Source organism: Klebsiella sp. PL-2018 (assembly GCF_019048985.1).
In the GTDB taxonomy this organism is placed as follows: domain Bacteria; phylum Pseudomonadota; class Gammaproteobacteria; order Enterobacterales; family Enterobacteriaceae; genus Klebsiella; species Klebsiella michiganensis.
This window is the reverse complement of record NZ_CP077673.1, coordinates 255302-272680: the sequence shown is the minus strand read 5'-3', so window position 1 is coordinate 272680 and position 17379 is coordinate 255302. Positions and strand designations below refer to the sequence as shown.

The window sequence follows — 17379 nt, the reverse complement described above, 5'->3', positions numbered from 1 at the left end:
AACACTGCCATAAATTCGAAAGATAAAGGATTTAGACGTCCAGATGTTTACACATCCATAATTGGCAGTTACTGTATATTCCTCAAGCGCAAATTATTCATGCCGAAGTGAAGGACTTTCATGATCGAAATTAAACACCTGAAAACGCTCCAGGCGTTGCGGAATAGCGGCTCTCTGGCAGGCGCGGCGGCGGCCCTGCACCAGACCCAATCCGCCTTGTCCCACCAGTTCAGCGATCTGGAACAGCGCCTCGGCTTCCGTCTGTTTGTACGTAAAAGTCAGCCGCTGCGCTTTACGCCGCAGGGAGAGATCCTGCTGCAGCTGGCCAATCAGGTCCTGCCGCAAATCAGCCGCGCCCTGCAGGATTGCAATGAGCCGCAGCAAACCCGGCTGCGTATCGCCATCGAATGCCATAGCTGTATTCAGTGGCTCACGCCGGCGCTGGAGAGTTTCCGCGCCCGCTGGCCGCATGTGGAGGTGGACTTTCAGTCCGGGGTGATCTTCGACCCGCAGCCGGGCCTGCAGCAGGGCGAGCTGGATCTAGTGATGACCTCCGATATCCTGCCGCGCAGCGGACTGCACTATTCGCCAATGTTTGATTTCGAAGTACGCCTGGTGATGGCGCCGGATCATCCGCTGGCGACAAAGGCGCGCATCGCGCCCGAGGATTTAGCGACTGAAATGCTGCTGATTTATCCGGTCCAGCGCGCACGTCTGGATATCTGGCGTCACTTCCTGCAGCCTGCCGGGATTAGCCCGCAGCTGAAGAGCGTCGACAATACGCTGCTGTTAATTCAGATGGTGGCGGCGCGAATGGGCATCGCCGCCCTGCCGCACTGGGTCGTGGAAAGCTTTGAGCGCCAGGGCCTGGTGGTGACCAAAACCCTGGGCGAGGGACTGTGGAGCCGACTGTACGCCGCGGTGCGCGACGGCGAGCAGCGCCAGCCGGTTACCGAGGCGTTTATTCGCTCAGCGCGGAACCACGCTTGCGATCATTTACCGTTTGTGCGGAGTGCGGAGCGACCCAGCGTCGATGGACCCATAGCGAGGCCAGGATCACCAGAGCGCCAATAATAAAGCTCGGCCAGCGGGGCTGCGTCTGCCAGATGGCCAGGTTTACCAGCAGCCCGGCAGGCACGTGCATATTGTTCATGATGCCGAGCGTACCGGCATCCACCTGGGTGGCGCCGTAGTTCCACATAAAGTAACCAATCCCGGATGCCGCCACGCCAAGAAAGGCCAGGATGCCCCACTGTAGCGAAGTTTCCGGCATTTTCTGCGCGTTACCCAGCATCGACCAGGCAACCGCCGCCACCAGAAACGCCCCGATGTAGAACCAGGCGAAGGCGTTATGCTGCGGCATCGGACGCGTTTCCATCAGGCGCTTGTACCCCACCATGCCAATCGCGAAGCTGATATTGGAGAGTTGAACCAGGATCAAACCGGTCCAGAAATGGTTGGTCACCTGGTCATAACGGATGATGCCCGCGCCGATTACCGCCAGCAGCGCGCTGCAGGCGTAGCCCCAGCGCAGGCGACGGCGGCTCATCACATCGTAAATCAGCGTGATATAGAGCGGCGTCAGGACGGTAAACAGCAGAAGCTCCGATACCGTCAGGTACAGATAGGCCTGGAAACTCAGCATATACATAATGCCGAGCTGCATCGCCCCCACCAGCATATACAGGCCGATGGTTGACAGGCTCTGCCCGCGGGTGCGCAGGAAGGGCAAAAACACCAGCGCCGCCAGGCCAACGCGCGCCAGCACCGCAAAATAGCTGTCGACGTGGCCTGCCAGGTATTCGCCATACAGGCTAAAGGAAAAGGCCCACAGAATGGTGGTGATAATCAGTAGCGCCACAATGAATGTCTCATAGAGTAAAGAACACGCATTGTAGCGGAGTGATAGGTTGACGACTGCTCATTAATTAAACAATCGTCAATCTTTTTTAGTCAAGATAGAGTTTACGCAGGTAGTGGGGAACGGCGTCATCGACGTTGCTGCCGATCACTTCCAGCTCAGGATGCAGGTCTTTCAGCCGCTGGTGCGCGTTGGCCATAATGCAGCCCTTGCCCGCCATTGACAGCATTTCCGCATCGTTCATACCGTCGCCGAAGGCGATACACTCTTTCAGGCTATAGCCGAGCATCTTCGCCACGGCCTCCAGCGCATGCCCTTTCGACACGCCGCCCGCCATCACTTCGAGGCAGGTAACGGTAGAGAAGCTCACGTTCACCCGATCGCCCCAGCGGGCGTTGATCGCCTGCTCCAGCGGCAGCAGATGCTCATGCTTATCGCAGGTGAAAAAGACTTTGCTGATCCCTTCAGGATCCAGCTCGCCCGGCTCGTACAGCTTGTAGTTAAACACCGCCTCTTTGAAGAAGCGCATCTCTTCCGGACGATGGCGATTCATATACCACTCATCTTCACGATAGACGTTGGTCACAATCGCCGGATCGTTACGCATCATTTCGAACAGGTCGGCGGCGATATCGCGGTCAAGGTTGTGGGCGAAGATCTGCTTCCCTTCGCTATCGTGCACGCGAGCGCCGTTCGAGGTGATCATATAGGATTTAATGCCGAGATTATCGCGAATTTGCCCAACATCGATGTAGTGGCGGCCGGTCGCGAACACGAAGTTGATACCGCGTGCGGTAAGCAGCTTCAGCGTCTCTTTGGCGTAAGGAGTTAAGCAGTGATCGGGAGAAAGCAGCGTGCCATCTAAATCAGACGCAACAACCTGGTACATAAAAATTTTAACCTCTAAGCAGGGCGACGAGCGTTTCGCCGGATTAAGTGTGTCGACCAAAAAAATCGACGATAGCGTTTAGCGCGACCGAGCGCATTGCGTCCTTTTCAAAAAGGATCTCATGGTATGCCCCTTCTATGACAAACGGCTTATCCCCTTCACAGGGATGACCGCCAGCGGCGCGAAGTTCACAGTAGCGATCGTGCATACGGTTATCGACCACCCGCTCTTCTTCCGCCTGGAGCAATAATGTTGGCGTGACGTCTTTCTCCGCACCGGCCAGCACCTCTTCGCCGGCGAGGATCCCCTCGCGCACCCAGTGGAACGTCGGCCCGCCGACCCGCAGCTGCGGCTCATCGGCGTAAAAGCGCAGGTTGCGGCGATAGCGTTGACGGCTGTGCGTCAGTACGTTAACCGCAAAGGGCAGCGCCCGCCAGCGGCCGGTACCGAGGGCATACTCTTCACGAATGCGCTGATGGCCCTCAGCCCAATCGAGAATATGGCGCACCATCCAGTCAGGCAGGCGCATAACGATGCCGAACATCGGCGCACAGAGCGCCATCGCGTCGCAATGCTGGTGGTAGCGCTGCAAAAATAGCGTCGCAATGGCGCCGCCCATGGAGTGGGCCAGTATAAACCGTTTCCGCCAGCGTCCGGGCGCCACCTGCTGCTGCCAGAACGCGGCGAGATCGTCGACGTAATCGCTGAAATTAACGACGTGCCCGCGGTGGGTATCTGAAAGCATGCGTCCGGAGCGCCCCTGGCCGCGATGATCGATAATCATCACGTCAAAACCGCTGCGGAAAAGATCGTAAGCCAGTTCGGCGTACTTAACGTAGCTTTCAATGCGACCCGGACAAATAACCACGACCCGGTCATGACTTTTGGCGCAGAAGCGAACAAAGCGCACCGGAACGTTATCCACGCCCGTAAATTCAGCCTCTTCCCGCTGACGCCAGAAATCGGTCAGTGGCCCCATGGTAAAGGCCGCAAACGCGTTTTCTCGTGTTTCCCAGTCCTTTTGCTGCAAAAACATCGGGCTTACACCCCTGATAACCGCTGAAAATCGTTTTTTTATCGTGCATCACACAATGCTTACACAATAGCGTATTGTGGCATAAAAACAGACAATCAGGGAGTTTCTCATGACGTTCGAGTGGTGGTTTGCCTATCTGCTGACATCTCTTATTCTCAGCCTGTCGCCGGGATCCGGGGCGATAAATACCATGACCACCTCAATCAACCACGGTTATCGCGGCGCGGCGGCTTCTATTGCCGGGCTACAGACCGGGCTCGGCATTCATATCGTGCTGGTGGGCGTTGGCCTGGGTACGCTTTTTTCCCGTTCGCTGTTGGCCTTTGAAATCCTGAAATGGGCGGGCGCCGCTTATCTTATCTGGCTCGGCATTCAGCAGTGGCGAGCCGCGGGTTCTCTCGATCTGAATACCCTTGCGCAAGCGCAGAGCCGCGGCAAACTCTTTAAGCGCGCGGTGTTCGTCAACCTGACCAACCCAAAAAGCATCGTGTTCCTCGCCGCGCTCTTCCCGCAGTTTATCGTACCGAATGAGCCCCAGGTGATGCAGTACCTCGTGCTCGGCGTCACCACCATCGTGGTCGATATTATCGTGATGATTGGCTACGCCACGCTGGCGCAGCGCATCGCCGCGTGGATCAAAGGGCCCAAACAGATGAAGGCGCTAAACAAGGTTTTTGGATCGCTGTTTATGCTGGTCGGCGCCCTGCTGGCCTCCGAGCGCCACGCCTGATGGATGGAAGCACGCTCGCAAATTATCGTTAGCTTTGCGGGTATAGCGACATCCTCAGCCGAGCAGGCGGGCAAAGAACAAAGATAATTTTTTTGCCCGCTGTTGAACTCGCAGCGCCAGTGCCAGAATGCCGCCAGATTCTCTTCTTCATGGACGAAAACGATGGCGGAAGCGGCAACCCCTCACGATGCGGTATTCAGAACTTTTCTCTCCCGTGTGGAAACCGCACGGGATTTTATCGAGATCCATCTGCCCCCCTCACTCATGCAAATTTGCAAACTGGATACCCTACGCCTTGAGTCAGGAAGCTTTATTGAAGATGATCTGCGCCCCTACTACAGCGATATCCTCTATTCTCTGGAAACGACCAGTGGTTGCGGCTATGTTCACGTTCTGATTGAACATCAAAGTTCGCCAGATAAATTAATGGCGTTTCGTTTAATGCGCTATGCCATCGCTGCTATGCAGCGGCACATAGAAGAAGGGCATAAAACGCTACCTCTGGTGATCCCGATTCTTTTTTATCAGGGACGGCGAAGCCCCTATCCCTGGTCGCTGGACTGGCTGGAGAACTTTGCCGATCCGGATACTGCGCGCCAGATTTACTCCACCGCCTTTCCGCTGGTGGACATCACCGTTATTCCCGATGACGAAATCATGGAGCACCGGAGTATGGCGGCCCTGACGCTGGTATAAAAGCATATATGGCAGCGCGATATGGCCGAGCTCGTCGACAAGCTCACCAGCCTGCTGTTGCTGGAACAGATGAGCAGACAACAAATTACCGTACTGATAAAATATATGGCCCAGGCGGGAGAAGAGCAGGATGTTCGGCCGCTATTATATGAGCTGGCACAGCGGGTGCCGCAACATGGAGGTGTACTGATGACTCTGGCAGAAAAGTGGCTTGAGGAAGGTATGCAGAAGGGCATTAAGGAAGGCATAAAAGAGGGCAAACGCGCTGCGCTTCTTAACGTCGCAAAGGCCATGCTCGAGCGGGGCATTGATACTACTGCGGTTATGGAAATGACCGGTCTGACGTCCGACGATTTGCAGCAGCTGCGTCATTAATATCCGGCCCGCCCATAACCCTTGGGCGGGCCGCAGAACGCTTAGCGCGAAATAATCAGGTGAATACCAAACCCGGCAAACAGAGTACCGGCAATGCCGTCTATCCACTTCGCCATCCGCTGATAGCCGCGGCGCATGCCCGGTAGGGCGAACAGGCTGGCGACCACCGTAAACCAGGCCAGCGTCTCCAGAACAATCAGCAGGAAAATCCCCCAGCGCGCGCCGGAACTGACGCTGTCGCCGACAAACAGCGAGAACACGGAGCCAAAATAGATAATCGCTTTTGGGTTAGCCAGATTGGTCAGCAGCCCTTTCAGGAAGCTCCGGCCGCTGCGCGCCAGTTCGACCTGAGGCTCTACCGCCGCTGCCGCTTCGCTTTTTTTCAGCGCGCCGCGCAGCATCTGGAAACCCATCCAGCACAGATACAGGCCGCCGCCGACCATAATAATGGTATGCAGCCAGGCCATCTTCTCGATAATCAGGTTCAGGCCGAGCAGCGCTACGCCCGCCCATATCATTACTCCGCAGGTGATCCCCAGCACGCCCATCATCGCCTCTTTGCGGGAGCGGCTAACGGCGGTTTGTGAAACAAAGAAGAAGTCCGGGCCAGGACTCATCAGCGCAATGATATGCACCAGCGCCACGGTGAAAAAAAGCGTCAACATAATTAACTCGCAGGGAAATAGTCAGGACGAAAACTATATTTACACTTTTTCGTCTGGCTGACTACTCATCATCGCCATCCACGTGCGCGCGAATCAGGGCCATAAACTCTTTACCAAAACGCTCGAGCTTACGCGTGCCAACGCCGTTGACGCTGAGCATCTCCCCGGCCGTCAGCGGCGTTTGCTCAGCCATTTCAATTAGCGTCGCATCGTTAAACACCACGTAGGGCGGGATATTCTCTTCGTCGGCAATCGCCTTACGCAGTTTGCGCAGCTTGGCGAACAGCTTGCGATCGTAATTACCGCCAAAGGATTTCTGCATCGCTTTCGGCTTCAGCGCCACAATACGCGGCACGGCAAGCTGTAGCGTCACGTCGCCGCGCAGGACCGGACGCGCGGCCTCGGTAAGCTGTAGCGCAGAGTGCTGGGCTATATTCTGCGTAACCAGGCCTAAATGAATAAGTTGACGGATCACGCTGACCCAATGCTCGTGGCTCTGTTCGCGCCCAATGCCGTAGACCGGCAGCTTGTCGTGCCCCATATCGCGAATACGCTGGTTATTGGCGCCGCGCAGCACTTCCACCACGTAGCCCATACCAAAGCGCTGATTGACGCGGTAAATCGTCGACAGCGCCTTACGCGCGTCCATTAAACCGTCGTACTGTTTCGGCGGTTCGAGGCAGATATCGCAGTTGCCGCAGGGCTCCTGGCGCCCCTCGCCAAAGTAGTTGAGCAGCACCAGACGGCGGCAGGTTTGCGCTTCGGCAAAGGCCCCCATCGCGTTGAGCTTATGGCGTTCAATGTCCTGCAGCGGCCCGGCGGGTTTCTCCTCAAGGCAGCGTCGGAGCCACGCCATATCCGCCGGATCGTAAAACAGCATCGCCTCGGCAGGCAGCCCATCGCGCCCGGCGCGCCCGGTCTCCTGGTAATAGGATTCAATATTGCGGGGGATATCGAAATGCACCACAAAACGGACGTTCGGTTTGTTGATACCCATACCGAAGGCTACCGTCGCCACCACGATTTGCAGGTCGTCGCGCTGGAATTTTTCCTGCACGTCGGCGCGGATATGGTTTTCCAGCCCGGCGTGATAGGCCGCGGCGCTGATACCGCGGCTTTGCAGGCGAGCGGCGGTGTCTTCCACTTTTGAGCGGCTATTGCAGTAGATAATGCCCGACTTACCGCGCTGGTCCTGCACGTAGCGCATCAGCTGATCCAGCGGCTTAAACTTCTCCATCAGCATATAGCGGATGTTGGGTCGGTCGAAGCTGCTGACCTGAATGAGCGGGTCGTTTAGGTCCAGCAGGCGAACAATGTCGCGACGCGTCGTGTCATCGGCGGTGGCGGTCAGCGCCATAAACGGGATTTGCGGTATCCGCTGGCGCAGCTGCCCTAACGCGGCGTATTCCGGACGGAAATCGTGCCCCCACTGGGAAATACAGTGCGCCTCGTCCACCGCCACCATCGACAGATTCCAGTGCGTAAGATGCTCAAGGAAGTTATCCAGCATCAGGCGCTCCGGGGCGATATACAGCAGGCGAATCTGCCCGCTGCGGCAGCCGGCCATCACCTCCTGCTGCTGCTCCCGGCTCTGGGTTGAGTTCAGGCACGCCGCCGCCACGCCGTTAGCCAGCAGCTGATCGACCTGGTCCTTCATCAAGGAAATAAGCGGCGACACCACGACGGTGAGACCGCCCAGTACCAGCGCCGGAACCTGATAACACAGCGACTTGCCGCCGCCGGTTGGCATCACCACCAGGCAATCGCGCCCGGCCAACGCCGTATCGATAATGGTTTCCTGGCCCGGGCGAAACTGCTGGTAGCCGAAGGTCTCTTGTAAAACCTGCTTAGCCAGCGATTCCTGATTCAATACTTCCGCCTGCGCCACGTTGACCCCATATGCCTGAAAAGAAAACAGGCGCTATTTTCAGCGCCTGAGAGCCAGAGTGCAACGATTAAAACAGATCGTTGAGCATCAGCCCGACGCCGACGCGGGTCTGATTGAAGTTATAATCGATGAGCGACTCGCCATAACCGCTATAGACCTGAGTATAGACGCGCACGTGTTTGGTGATCGGATAGCTCACCCCAAGCTCGGCGCCGCCGTAGCCGGTATTCCAGTTATATTGCCCCTGGGCGCTGAGGATGGCGTCGCCCAGCTGATAGCCCACTTTCAGCCGGTAATACCCCATATATTTGGTGATATCCGGGTTATCGTCGGTGCTGCCAATCACGTACCAGGGCTTCACCTCAACCAGCCAGTTGCCGTTTTGCGCCATCAGCCGGGTATAGAGGCGGTTCCAGCTGCGGGAGGTGGGATCGGAACGGCCGTTAGAGTCGTGGTTATAACCCATCTCAACGTCGCGCAGCGTCCAGCCGGCGAACGAGTAATCGGTCGCAAACCCGAGGAACAGCTGCGGTTCATAGTTGGTTTCGCGAAACGGCGCGGACTCTTTGCTGTTGGAGAGCTGCCACCAGGATTTTTGCGTATAAGAAGCGCCCAGCAGCGAATTCTCGCCGAGGATCCCTCGCCACAGCGGAAACGCCAGGCTGAGCTGGAACTTCACTTCATCTTTACGCGCATTTTCGGCCCAGTCGTAGCTACGAATCGCTTCTTTATTGAGATCGCTGGTCCACGTATAGAGCAGATAGTTGCTCTCGTAGGGATAGAGCAGGAACGGATTATCATGGTCCTGTAACAGGTTGGCGATAATGCTCCCGCGAACGACCGGAGCGTCGTGGACCTGTTTATTCACCGGCGCGTCCTGCGCCAGAACGCCGGCCGGAAGCGCAACAAGCGCCAGCAGGCAGGCCAAAGAGATACGCATTGCTGTTCTCCTGGATGGATATTTATTATTTCTGTTTAACCCAGGCAGCATTCTACCTATTTATGCGGCATCTGACCTGTTATCCGTTCTTAAAGTAGAAATCAATATTTTAGAAGCATAAAATCAACATTTCATTAACTTATGGAAGTGTTGTTATGTCTGAACTGACCGCCGCCGCCGCCCTGAAGCTGGTGGGAGAGATCTTCGTCTACCATATGCCGTTTAATCGTGCCTTAGGGCTGGAGCTGGAGCGCTACGAAAAGGAGTTTGCCCAGCTGAGTTTCAACAATCAGCCGATGATGGTGGGCAACTGGGCGCAGAGCATTTTACATGGCGGCGTGATCGCCTCAGCGCTGGACGTCGCTGCGGGGCTGGTATGCGTCGGCAGCACGCTGACTCGCCACGACACCATCAATGAAGAAGAGCTGCGCCAGCGCCTGTCGCGGATGGGCACTATCGATCTGCGCGTCGACTACCTGCGTCCGGGCCGCGGGGAACGCTTTACCGCCACCAGCAGCCTGCTGCGCGCCGGTAATAAAGTGGCGGTGGCCCGCGTCGAGCTGCATAACGAAGAGCAGGTGTATATCGCCAGCGCCACGGCGACGTATATGGTGGGTTGATCGGCCTAAATCGAGTAACATCTCTCTCTTTGGCAATGGATTTGTACCGATGGACGCTAAACAAACGCGGGTGGGGATTCTTCTGGCCCTGGCCGCCTATTTTATCTGGGGTATCGCGCCGGCGTACTTCAAGCTTATCTACTATGTTCCCGCCGATGAAATTCTGACTCACCGCGTGATCTGGTCCTTCTTCTTCATGGTCGCGCTGATCAGCATCAGCCGTCAGTGGCCGCAGGTCAAAAGGCTGCTGAAAACGCCGAAAAAGGTGTTCCTGCTGGCGCTCTCTGCGGTGCTGGTGGGCGGCAACTGGCTGCTGTTTATCTGGGCGGTGAATAACCATCATATGCTGGAAGCCAGCCTGGGCTATTTTATCAATCCGCTGGTGAATATTCTGCTGGGGATGATCTTCCTCGGGGAGCGCTTTCGCCGGATGCAGTGGCTGGCGGTGCTGCTGGCCGCCTGCGGCGTGCTGGTACAGCTCTGGACCTTCGGCTCGCTGCCGATTATCGCGCTGGGCCTGGCGTTCAGCTTCGCTTTTTACGGCCTGCTGCGTAAAAAGATCGCCGTGGATGCGCAAACCGGGATGCTGTTTGAGACGCTCTGGCTGCTGCCGGTCGCCGCGATTTATCTGTTTGGTATTGCCGATAGCCCGACCAGCCACATGGGGCAGAATCCGTGGTCGCTGAACCTGCTGCTGATGGCGGCGGGCGTGGTCACCACCATCCCGCTGCTGTGCTTTACCGGAGCGGCGACGCGTCTGCGCCTCTCCACGCTGGGATTTTTCCAGTATATCGGCCCGACGCTGATGTTCCTGCTGGCGGTAACCTTCTACGGCGAAGCGCCGGGCGCAGATAAAATGATAACCTTCGCCTTTATCTGGGTGGCGCTGGCGATTTTCGTGATGGATGCGGTTTACACAATACGCCGTACGCGTAGGGCATAAAGCCAAGCTGGTACGCAAAAAAGGAGCCGAAGCTCCTTTTTTTACAGCCAGTTTTTACGCTTAAAGTACAGATACGGCGCCAGGCCGGCGAGCATCATAAAGACAATCGCGCCGGGATAGCCAAAGCTCCAGTGCAGCTCGGGCATAAACTCAAAGTTCATCCCATAGCTGGAAGCCACCAGCGTCGGCGGCAGGAACACCACGGAGACCACCGAGAAGATCTTGATGATGCGGTTCTGCTCAATGTTGATAAAACCCATCGCCGCCTGCATCAGGAAGTTAACCTTCTGGAACAGCGACTCGTTGTGCGGCAGCAGGGATTCGATGTCGCGCAGGATCTCACGCGCCTGCTCCAGCTGACCGGCCGGAAGGCGGGCTTTGCGCACGAGGAAGTTCAGCGCACGCTGGGTATCCATCAGACACAGGCGGACTTTCCAGCCGATATCTTCCTGCTCCGCCAGCGTCGAGAGCGCCTCATCGTAATCATCGCCCTGACGGCCTTCCATGATCACCCGGCTGAGCTTTTCCAGGTCGCTATAGATGTTTTCAATTTCATCCGCCAACTGCTCGATTTTGGTTTCGAACAGGTCCAGCAGCAGCTCGTAAGCGTTGCCGTCCACCATCGACTGGCTGCGGGCGCGCATGCGATAGAGGCGGAAAGCGGGCAGCTCCCGTTCGCGCAGGGTGAACAGACGCCCTTCGCGGATAGTAAACGCGACGGTAGAGTTACCGGCGTGATCCTCAGCATCTTCAAAAAAGAAAAATGAGTGGATATGCAGGCCGTCTTCATCCTCAAAGAAACGCGCTGACGCTTCGATGTCTTCCAGCTCCGGGCGCGTCGCCAGGTTCTGGCCCAATTCCGTTTGCACGCGGCTTCGTTCATCGTCGTCAGGCTCGACCAGATCGACCCACACCGAACTGGCGAGGTGCTTGATCTCGTCGGCTTCCAGACGCGTTAAACGATTGTTTTCCAGTTGAAATGCGCTCAGCATGACCGGGACTCCCAATGCAAAAAATTATCGGACAGTTCGGTGGGCACACAGAAACAATTTGGGTTTCAGACCATTAAGCCTGACTCAGAGCGACGGGAATAGAACGGGTCGCCGACAACCGCTAAGGCTATCAGCATAAGAGGATAGCCTTAGGAGTTGTTCCTGATGGGCAGGAAATTGAGCCAGCATCTACTGGGTGTGTCCAAGGCGAATGTCCTCTTAGCGTAATCGTGCGCGCATGTTACGCCAGCGCAAAAACGGCGTCAACACGCAACGGAACGCTAAAGAGCAAATCAAGCTCCTTAACGTATAAAGGTAGCAGAATATTACAAAATAATGATACTTTTCTTACTGTTACACTGTTTCAAGCCGGGCATACGCCGCGACCAGCCATTTAATCCCCTGCCCCTGAAACGCAACCTGCAGGCGGCTGTGTTCGCCGCTGCCTTCGAGGTTCACGATCGTGCCTTCGCCAAACTTGGCATGGCGCACGCGCTGGCCCAGCTTATAGCCGGTGTCGTTTTCCGCCATCGGCGTCCCCATCCGCTGATGGCTGACCGGACGGCTCACCGTGGCGCGCAGCCGCACCTCTTCCACGCACGACTCCGGCAGCTCGCCGATAAAGCGCGACGGACGGTGATAAACCTCTTTGCCATACAGGCGGCGGGTTTCCGCATAGGTCAGCGTGAGCTTCTGCATCGCGCGGGTGACGCCGACGTAGGCCAGACGGCGTTCTTCTTCCAGGCGGCCGCCCTCATCAAGCGCCATCTGGCTCGGGAACATCCCCTCTTCCACGCCGACGATAAAGACCTGCGGGAACTCCAGCCCTTTCGCCGAGTGCAGGGTCATCAGCTGTACCGCATCCTGCCAGGTATCCGCCTGCCCTTCTCCCGCTTCCAGCGCCGCATGCGAGAGGAACGCCTGCAGCGGCATCAAATCTTCATCTTCTTCGTTGTAGCTGAACTGGCGCGTTGCCGTCACCAGCTCCTCTAAGTTTTCAATGCGCGTCTGGCCTTTCTCGCCTTTCTCCTGCTCGTACATCATGCGCAGGCCGGAGTCTTTAATCACCCGATCGGTCTGCACGTGCAGCGGCATATCGGCGGTTTCCTGCGCCAGGGCGTCAATGAGTTCCATAAAACGCTGCAGGGCGCTGGCGGCGCGTCCGGCAAGCACTTTATCTTTTAACAGCTCGCGACAGGCCTGCCACAGCGTCAGCTGACGGTCGCGCGAGGTCTGGCGCACCACGTCCAGCGTGCGATCGCCGATACCGCGCGTCGGGGTATTCACCACGCGCTCAAAGGCCGCGTCGTCATTACGATTGGCGATCAGGCGCAGATAGGAGAGCGCATCTTTGATCTCCTGGCGTTCGAAGAAGCGCATGCCGCCATAAATACGATACGGCATGCTGGCCTGCAGCAGCGCCTCTTCCAGCACGCGCGACTGGGCGTTGCTGCGATACAGAATCGCGCACTGCTCCAGCGCCCCGCCGTTTTCCTGCCAGGTTTTGATGCGGTTGACGACAAAGCGCGCTTCATCAAGATCGTTAAACGCGCAGTAGAGCGAAATCGGCTCGCCGTCGGCGCCGTCGGTCCACAGCTTTTTCCCCAGACGCCCGCTGTTGTTTTCAATCAGGGCGTTGGCCGCGCTGAGGATATTGCTGGTCGAGCGATAGTTTTGCTCGAGGCGGATAGTTTCCGCGCCGGGGAAATCGTTGAGGAAGCGCTGGATGTTCTCCACCTGCGCGCCGCGCCAGCCGTAAATGGACTGATCGTCATCGCCGACGATCATCACCTTGCCGGTATCGCCCGCCAGCAGGCGGATCCACGCGTACTGAATGTTGTTGGTATCCTGAAATTCGTCCACCAGGATATTGGTAAAGCGCTCGCGGTAGTGCTGAAGAATGTGCGGCTTGTTGAGCCACAGTTCGTGGGCGCGCAGCAGCAGTTCGGCGAAATCCACCAGCCCCGCCCGATCGCAGGCCTCCTGGTAGGCCTGATAAACCTTCTGCCAGGTCTGCTCAACCGGGTTACCGTAGCTCTGTATATGGTGCGGGCGCAGCCCTTCATCTTTCTGGCCGTTGATGTACCACATCGCCTGACGCGGCGGCCACTGCTTCTCATCGAGATTCATCGCCTTAATCAGACGCTTGAGCAGGCGCAGCTGGTCTTCGCTGTCGAGGATCTGGAAGTCCTGCGGCAGGTTGGCGTCAAGGTGATGAGCGCGCAGCAGCCGGTGCGCCAATCCGTGGAAAGTGCCGACCCACATACCGCCCTGGGTGGTACCCATCAGTTGGCCAATACGATGGCGCATTTCCGCCGCCGCTTTATTGGTAAAGGTCACCGCCATAATGGAGTAAGGGGAACAGTGCTCAACGCTCAGCAGCCAGGCGATGCGGTGTACCAGCACGCGCGTCTTACCGCTGCCCGCGCCTGCCAGAACCAGCATATTCGTACGTGATGCCGCAACGGCTTCACGCTGTTTGTCATTAAGGCTGTCGAGCAGATAAGAAACGTCCATTGGCACCGCCGGAAATGAGACGCCCGGCAACGTTCAGTCCACCGGGCTACTGTTAATTTATACAGAACTACTGACGATTATATCAGCGAGGTCAGAGATGCCAACCGTGAAATTTCGATGTGCGGTAACAGGCGGCTGTCGGCGGTGCGCATCAGGTCTGCGCCCTGCGGTTTGATCCAACAGGCCTGCATGCCGCAACGAATGGAGCCCGCCACGTCGGTCGTCAGATCGTCCCCGACGTGCAGAATCTGCCCCAGCGGCAGCGCCAGCCGCTCGGCTGCGAGATGATACATATCGGCAAAAGGCTTAGAGCGCCCGTCCGGACCGGCGCGCAGCACGAAGCGGAAGTAGTCGCTCAGGCCAAAAAGCTCCGGCTGGGCATTACCGTTGGTAATGGCCACCAGCGGCCACTTTTCCGCCAGCTGCGCCAGCGTATCGTGCGTCTCCTGCGGGACATCGATCAGGCTGCGCCAGTGGGCGAAGTTCGCCATCGCTTCCTCGGCCCCCGTTTTCGCCATCGCCGCAGAAAGCCCGGCGTTGATCATCCCCAGCTCCAGCGCGCGGCGGCGCCACTCGGTGACATCGTGGTAAATTTCCGGCTCTGACGCCAGCAGCGTCTGGCGCAGCCGGTTGAGTTCGCTGGCGTCAAATTGACTCAGCGACGGGTGGTAGCTGCGCACAAAGCTCAGCGACTCATGCAGCGTTCGGTCAATCACCGGACGGTTGTCATAAAGGGTATCGTCCAGGTCAAATGTCAGTGCTGAAATCTGGCCCAGAGGTCGGTAAAAACGCATTATTTCCCCCGTTTGGCGCGCGGATGCGCCGCATCGTACACCGACGCAAGGTGTTGAAAATCAAGATGGGTATAAATTTGAGTGGTGGACAGATTCGCATGACCCAGCAGCTCCTGCACCCCGCGCAGATCGCCGCTCGACTCCAGCATATGGGTCGCGAAAGAGTGGCGCAGCTTATGCGGATGCACGTGGCTGTTGAGGCCCTGCTTAATGCCCCATTCGGCAAAGCGCTTTTGCACGTTACGCGCGGAAATTCGCTTACCCAGCTTTGATAAGAACAGGGCGTCTTCATCAGCGCCGAACAGGCCGCGCAGGTCGAGCCAGTGCTCAATCCACACCACCGCGTTGCGGCCAATCGGCAGGCGGCGCTCTTTGCTGCCTTTGCCCATCACCCACACCTCGCCGGATTCCAGATCGAGGTGCTTAATGTCGAGATTAACCAGCTCCGAGAGACGCAGTCCCGCACCGTACATCACTTCCAGCATCGCCCTGTCGCGTACCGCCAGCGGATCGTTAAGATCGATATCCAGCAGTCGGTTAACGTCGTCGACGTCGATATTTTTCGGTAAATGGCGCGGTGTTTTCGGCGCCGAAATCCCCTTCGCCGGATTCGCGGCCAGTTCGCCCTGGCTCACCAGCCAGTCAAAGAAGCTGCGTAAGGCGGAGAGACGTAAAGCCAGGCTGGCTGGCCCCAGCCCCTGGCGACGGCTGCGCACCGCCAGGCTACGGACCTGGGCAGCATCGCACTGCTGCCAGCTTTTCAGCCCGGCGCTATCCGCCAGCGCGATAAGCGTCTCAAGCTGGCGGCGGTAGTTCAGCAGCGTTATCGGGCTCAGCTGACGCTCCACGCCGAGATAGCGTAAAAAGCGTTCTACGGGCGTAAACAGCGGCGAGTCGGTCATGCGCGCTCGATCCAGCGCTCCAGCAACCCCGGGAGCATCGACGCAATTTCCTGCAAAAGCTGCGTTCCCTGACCTTGCTGATAGTGCTGAGGGTCGCGACTGCTGAACAGCATCACGCCGGGCGCTTCATCCCCTCCCAGCAGCGACATCGCCACCGAACCCACAGCTTTTGCTTCCGGCAGCACCACCAGCAGTTCCGGGCCGTTTAATGGGCCAAGATAATGGCGCTGTTGCCCAAGACGCTGAATGCGAATAGGCTCAAACGCCTGACGGCTTATCGCCAGATGAGTGAATTTGGAGGGCGCGCCGAGCCGCCAGCTGTCGGGAAACAGGCGCACCGTGGCGCCCGCCAGGCCCAGCTCGCGCGCCCAGCGATGAAAGCGGTTCAGCATTTCATCAAGGCTATCGGCCGCCGCCAGCCGCGTCTGGAGATCAAACAGGCGCTGAAACAGGCTTTCGTTAGCCGTCGCCTGGGCCATCAGCAGCGTCATATTCTCTTCCAGCACGTTGATATGGTTCCGCGCCCGCGCCATGTGCCATTCCACCAGCGAGACCGAACCACGTACCGGATGCGGCACCGACATATGCTCCACCAGCGCCGCATTACGAATAAAGAATTCAGGATGTTGCAACAGATAGTCCACCACTGCGCGATCGTTCAGCTCGCTGGCGAGTTCCTGCTGTTCTTCCCCGACTTGTTTCATAAATGAATAAATCCGTCATAGACATGTGCCGCCGGGCCAGTCATATACAGCGGTTGGCCCGGACCTTTCCAGGCGATATCAAGACGCCCGCCGGGTAATTCCACGCGGACCTCCTCGCCCAGTAACCCCTGCTGGATACCGACTGCCGCCGCCGCGCAGGCGCCGCTGCCGCAGGCCTGCGTTTCACCCGCGCCGCGTTCATACACGCGCAGGCGAATATGGGAGCGGCTGACCACCTGCATAAAGCCGATGTTCGCCCGCTCCGGGAAGCGCTCGTGGTTTTCCATCACCGGGCCGAGCGTTTCCACCGTCGCGGTTTCCACATCATCGACCTGGATAACGCAGTGCGGGTTGCCCATCGACACCACGCCGCACAATACTGTCTGTTCAGCGGCGCGCATGATATAGGTCTTTTCCGCTTTGTTGGCGCGGAACGGCACCTGCGACGGTTCGAAGTTTGGCTCACCCATATTCACGCGCACCAGATCGTCTTCCGTTACGCTTAATACCATACGGCCGTTCGAGGTACTGACGCGGATGTCACGTTTATTGGTCAGGCCTTTCAGCCGCACAAAGCGGGCGAAACAGCGCGCGCCGTTGCCGCATTGCGCCACCTCGCTACCGTCGGCATTGAAGATGCGATAGTGGAAGTCGAGCTCCGGATCGTAGGGCGGCTCAACCACCAGCAGCTGATCGAATCCCACGCCAAGATGCCGATCCGCCAGACGACGAATCAGTTCCGGTGAGAAAAAAACATTCTGAGTTACCGCGTCAACAACCATAAAGTCATTGCCAAGGCCATGCATTTTAGAGAACTGCATCATCTA

Annotated in this window: 17 protein-coding genes and 1 pseudogene; 5 read left to right on the top strand and 13 right to left on the bottom strand. The window is 57.6% G+C overall.

Features of this window, described 5'->3' with window-relative positions; all coding sequences use genetic code 11:
• Window positions 1-120 precede the first annotated feature (120 nt).
• Window positions 121-1074 (top strand): HTH-type transcriptional regulator MetR, encoded by a 954-nt coding sequence (gene metR / locus MKleb_RS01250; protein WP_004097578.1) that lies wholly within the window; start codon window positions 121-123, stop codon window positions 1072-1074.
• Here the strand turns inward: metR and MKleb_RS01245 are convergent.
• The 3 genes from MKleb_RS01245 to pldB all read right to left on the bottom strand — a co-directional run bounded on the left by MKleb_RS01245 (window position 962) and on the right by pldB (window position 3786).
• Entirely contained in the window at window positions 962-1861 is a 900-nt protein-coding gene (locus MKleb_RS01245; protein ID WP_025108396.1) for a carboxylate/amino acid/amine transporter, read from the bottom strand. The two genes, metR and MKleb_RS01245, sit on opposite strands and share 113 nt — an antisense overlap.
• A gap of 88 nt (window positions 1862-1949) precedes the next feature.
• Entirely contained in the window at window positions 1950-2750 is an 801-nt protein-coding gene (gene yigL, locus MKleb_RS01240; RefSeq protein ID WP_025108397.1) for a sugar/pyridoxal phosphate phosphatase YigL, read from the bottom strand.
• A 43-nt stretch (window positions 2751-2793) separates the two neighbouring features.
• Entirely contained in the window at window positions 2794-3786 is a 993-nt protein-coding gene (pldB, locus tag MKleb_RS01235) for a lysophospholipase L2 (protein ID WP_004097574.1), read from the bottom strand.
• Between the two features lie 109 nt (window positions 3787-3895).
• On the opposite strand from pldB, the gene rhtB reads away from it, so the two are divergent.
• Both rhtB and MKleb_RS01225 read left to right on the top strand, forming a co-directional pair.
• Window positions 3896-4516: a homoserine/homoserine lactone efflux protein gene (gene rhtB, locus MKleb_RS01230; protein ID WP_025108398.1), complete on the top strand. Its 621-nt coding sequence runs from the start codon at window positions 3896-3898 to the stop codon at window positions 4514-4516.
• 162 nt (window positions 4517-4678) lie between these two features.
• A pseudogene (locus MKleb_RS01225) lies at window positions 4679-5587 on the top strand (Rpn family recombination-promoting nuclease/putative transposase).
• Window positions 5588-5628: 41 nt separating this feature from the next.
• On the opposite strand, the gene rhtC reads toward MKleb_RS01225, so the two are convergent.
• The 3 genes from rhtC to pldA form a co-directional block, all read right to left on the bottom strand.
• Window positions 5629-6252: a threonine export protein RhtC gene (gene rhtC / locus MKleb_RS01220; RefSeq protein WP_025108400.1), complete on the bottom strand. Its 624-nt coding sequence runs from the start codon at window positions 6250-6252 to the stop codon at window positions 5629-5631.
• Between the two features lie 61 nt (window positions 6253-6313).
• A complete protein-coding gene (gene recQ / locus MKleb_RS01215) occupies window positions 6314-8140 on the bottom strand; it encodes an ATP-dependent DNA helicase RecQ (protein WP_025108401.1) in 1827 nt (608 codons plus the stop codon).
• A 67-nt stretch (window positions 8141-8207) separates the two neighbouring features.
• Entirely contained in the window at window positions 8208-9080 is an 873-nt protein-coding gene (gene pldA, locus MKleb_RS01210) for a phospholipase A (protein WP_004097569.1), read from the bottom strand.
• Window positions 9081-9235: 155 nt separating this feature from the next.
• On the opposite strand from pldA, the gene yigI reads away from it, so the two are divergent.
• Window positions 9236-9700, top strand: a complete 465-nt coding sequence (gene yigI / locus MKleb_RS01205) for an acyl-CoA thioesterase YigI (RefSeq protein WP_004097567.1) — start codon at window positions 9236-9238, stop codon at window positions 9698-9700.
• 49 nt (window positions 9701-9749) lie between these two features.
• Window positions 9750-10643 (top strand): EamA family transporter RarD, encoded by an 894-nt coding sequence (rarD, locus tag MKleb_RS01200; RefSeq protein ID WP_025108402.1) that lies wholly within the window; start codon window positions 9750-9752, stop codon window positions 10641-10643.
• 41 nt (window positions 10644-10684) lie between these two features.
• Here the strand turns inward: rarD and corA are convergent, their stop codons facing one another.
• The 7 genes from corA to dapF all read right to left on the bottom strand — a co-directional run bounded on the left by corA (window position 10685) and on the right by dapF (window position 17373).
• The gene (gene corA / locus MKleb_RS01195; RefSeq protein ID WP_004097564.1) at window positions 10685-11635 is read right to left on the bottom strand and encodes a magnesium/cobalt transporter CorA; all 951 of its coding nucleotides are present in this window, start codon (window positions 11633-11635) and stop codon (window positions 10685-10687) included.
• A gap of 149 nt (window positions 11636-11784) precedes the next feature.
• Complete coding sequence (gene ysgD, locus MKleb_RS30265; protein ID WP_349817343.1) at window positions 11785-11841, bottom strand: YsgD/CorL family protein; 57 nt, start codon at window positions 11839-11841, stop codon at window positions 11785-11787.
• A 148-nt stretch (window positions 11842-11989) separates the two neighbouring features.
• A complete protein-coding gene (gene uvrD, locus MKleb_RS01190) occupies window positions 11990-14152 on the bottom strand; it encodes a DNA helicase II (protein ID WP_014227469.1) in 2163 nt (720 codons plus the stop codon).
• A 77-nt stretch (window positions 14153-14229) separates the two neighbouring features.
• Window positions 14230-14946 carry a 5-amino-6-(5-phospho-D-ribitylamino)uracil phosphatase YigB gene (yigB, locus tag MKleb_RS01185; protein WP_025108403.1) on the bottom strand — a complete coding sequence of 239 codons (717 nt, stop codon included), beginning with the start codon at window positions 14944-14946 and terminating at the stop codon, window positions 14230-14232.
• Window positions 14946-15848 carry a tyrosine recombinase XerC gene (xerC, locus tag MKleb_RS01180; RefSeq protein WP_009651718.1) on the bottom strand — a complete coding sequence of 301 codons (903 nt, stop codon included), beginning with the start codon at window positions 15846-15848 and terminating at the stop codon, window positions 14946-14948. Before xerC ends, yigB begins: the two co-directional genes overlap by 1 nt.
• Complete coding sequence (locus tag MKleb_RS01175) at window positions 15845-16552, bottom strand: DUF484 domain-containing protein (RefSeq protein ID WP_025108404.1); 708 nt, start codon at window positions 16550-16552, stop codon at window positions 15845-15847. Before MKleb_RS01175 ends, xerC begins: the two co-directional genes overlap by 4 nt.
• Window positions 16549-17373: a diaminopimelate epimerase gene (dapF, locus tag MKleb_RS01170; RefSeq protein ID WP_004127458.1), complete on the bottom strand. Its 825-nt coding sequence runs from the start codon at window positions 17371-17373 to the stop codon at window positions 16549-16551. Before dapF ends, MKleb_RS01175 begins: the two co-directional genes overlap by 4 nt.
• Window positions 17374-17379 lie beyond the last annotated feature (6 nt).

Bases quoted from the DNA above. Each gene is read 5' to 3' on its own strand.
- pldB (WP_004097574.1), bottom strand. From the start codon at position 3,786: ATGTTTTTGCAGCAAAAGGACTGGGAAACACGAGAAAACGCGTTTGCG.
- corA (WP_004097564.1), bottom strand. From the start codon at position 11,635: ATGCTGAGCGCATTTCAACTGGAAAACAATCGTTTAACGCGTCTGGAA.
- MKleb_RS01175 (WP_025108404.1), bottom strand. From the start codon at position 16,552: ATGAAACAAGTCGGGGAAGAACAGCAGGAACTCGCCAGCGAGCTGAAC.
- uvrD (WP_014227469.1), bottom strand. From the start codon at position 14,152: ATGGACGTTTCTTATCTGCTCGACAGCCTTAATGACAAACAGCGTGAA.
- pldA (WP_004097569.1), bottom strand. From the start codon at position 9,080: ATGCGTATCTCTTTGGCCTGCCTGCTGGCGCTTGTTGCGCTTCCGGCC.
- rhtB (WP_025108398.1), top strand. From the start codon at position 3,896: ATGACGTTCGAGTGGTGGTTTGCCTATCTGCTGACATCTCTTATTCTC.
- rhtC (WP_025108400.1), bottom strand. From the start codon at position 6,252: ATGTTGACGCTTTTTTTCACCGTGGCGCTGGTGCATATCATTGCGCTG.
- rarD (WP_025108402.1), top strand. From the start codon at position 9,750: ATGGACGCTAAACAAACGCGGGTGGGGATTCTTCTGGCCCTGGCCGCC.
- xerC (WP_009651718.1), bottom strand. From the start codon at position 15,848: ATGACCGACTCGCCGCTGTTTACGCCCGTAGAACGCTTTTTACGCTAT.
- yigB (WP_025108403.1), bottom strand. From the start codon at position 14,946: ATGCGTTTTTACCGACCTCTGGGCCAGATTTCAGCACTGACATTTGAC.
- yigI (WP_004097567.1), top strand. From the start codon at position 9,236: ATGTCTGAACTGACCGCCGCCGCCGCCCTGAAGCTGGTGGGAGAGATC.
- yigL (WP_025108397.1), bottom strand. From the start codon at position 2,750: ATGTACCAGGTTGTTGCGTCTGATTTAGATGGCACGCTGCTTTCTCCC.
- dapF (WP_004127458.1), bottom strand. From the start codon at position 17,373: ATGCAGTTCTCTAAAATGCATGGCCTTGGCAATGACTTTATGGTTGTT.
- metR (WP_004097578.1), top strand. From the start codon at position 121: ATGATCGAAATTAAACACCTGAAAACGCTCCAGGCGTTGCGGAATAGC.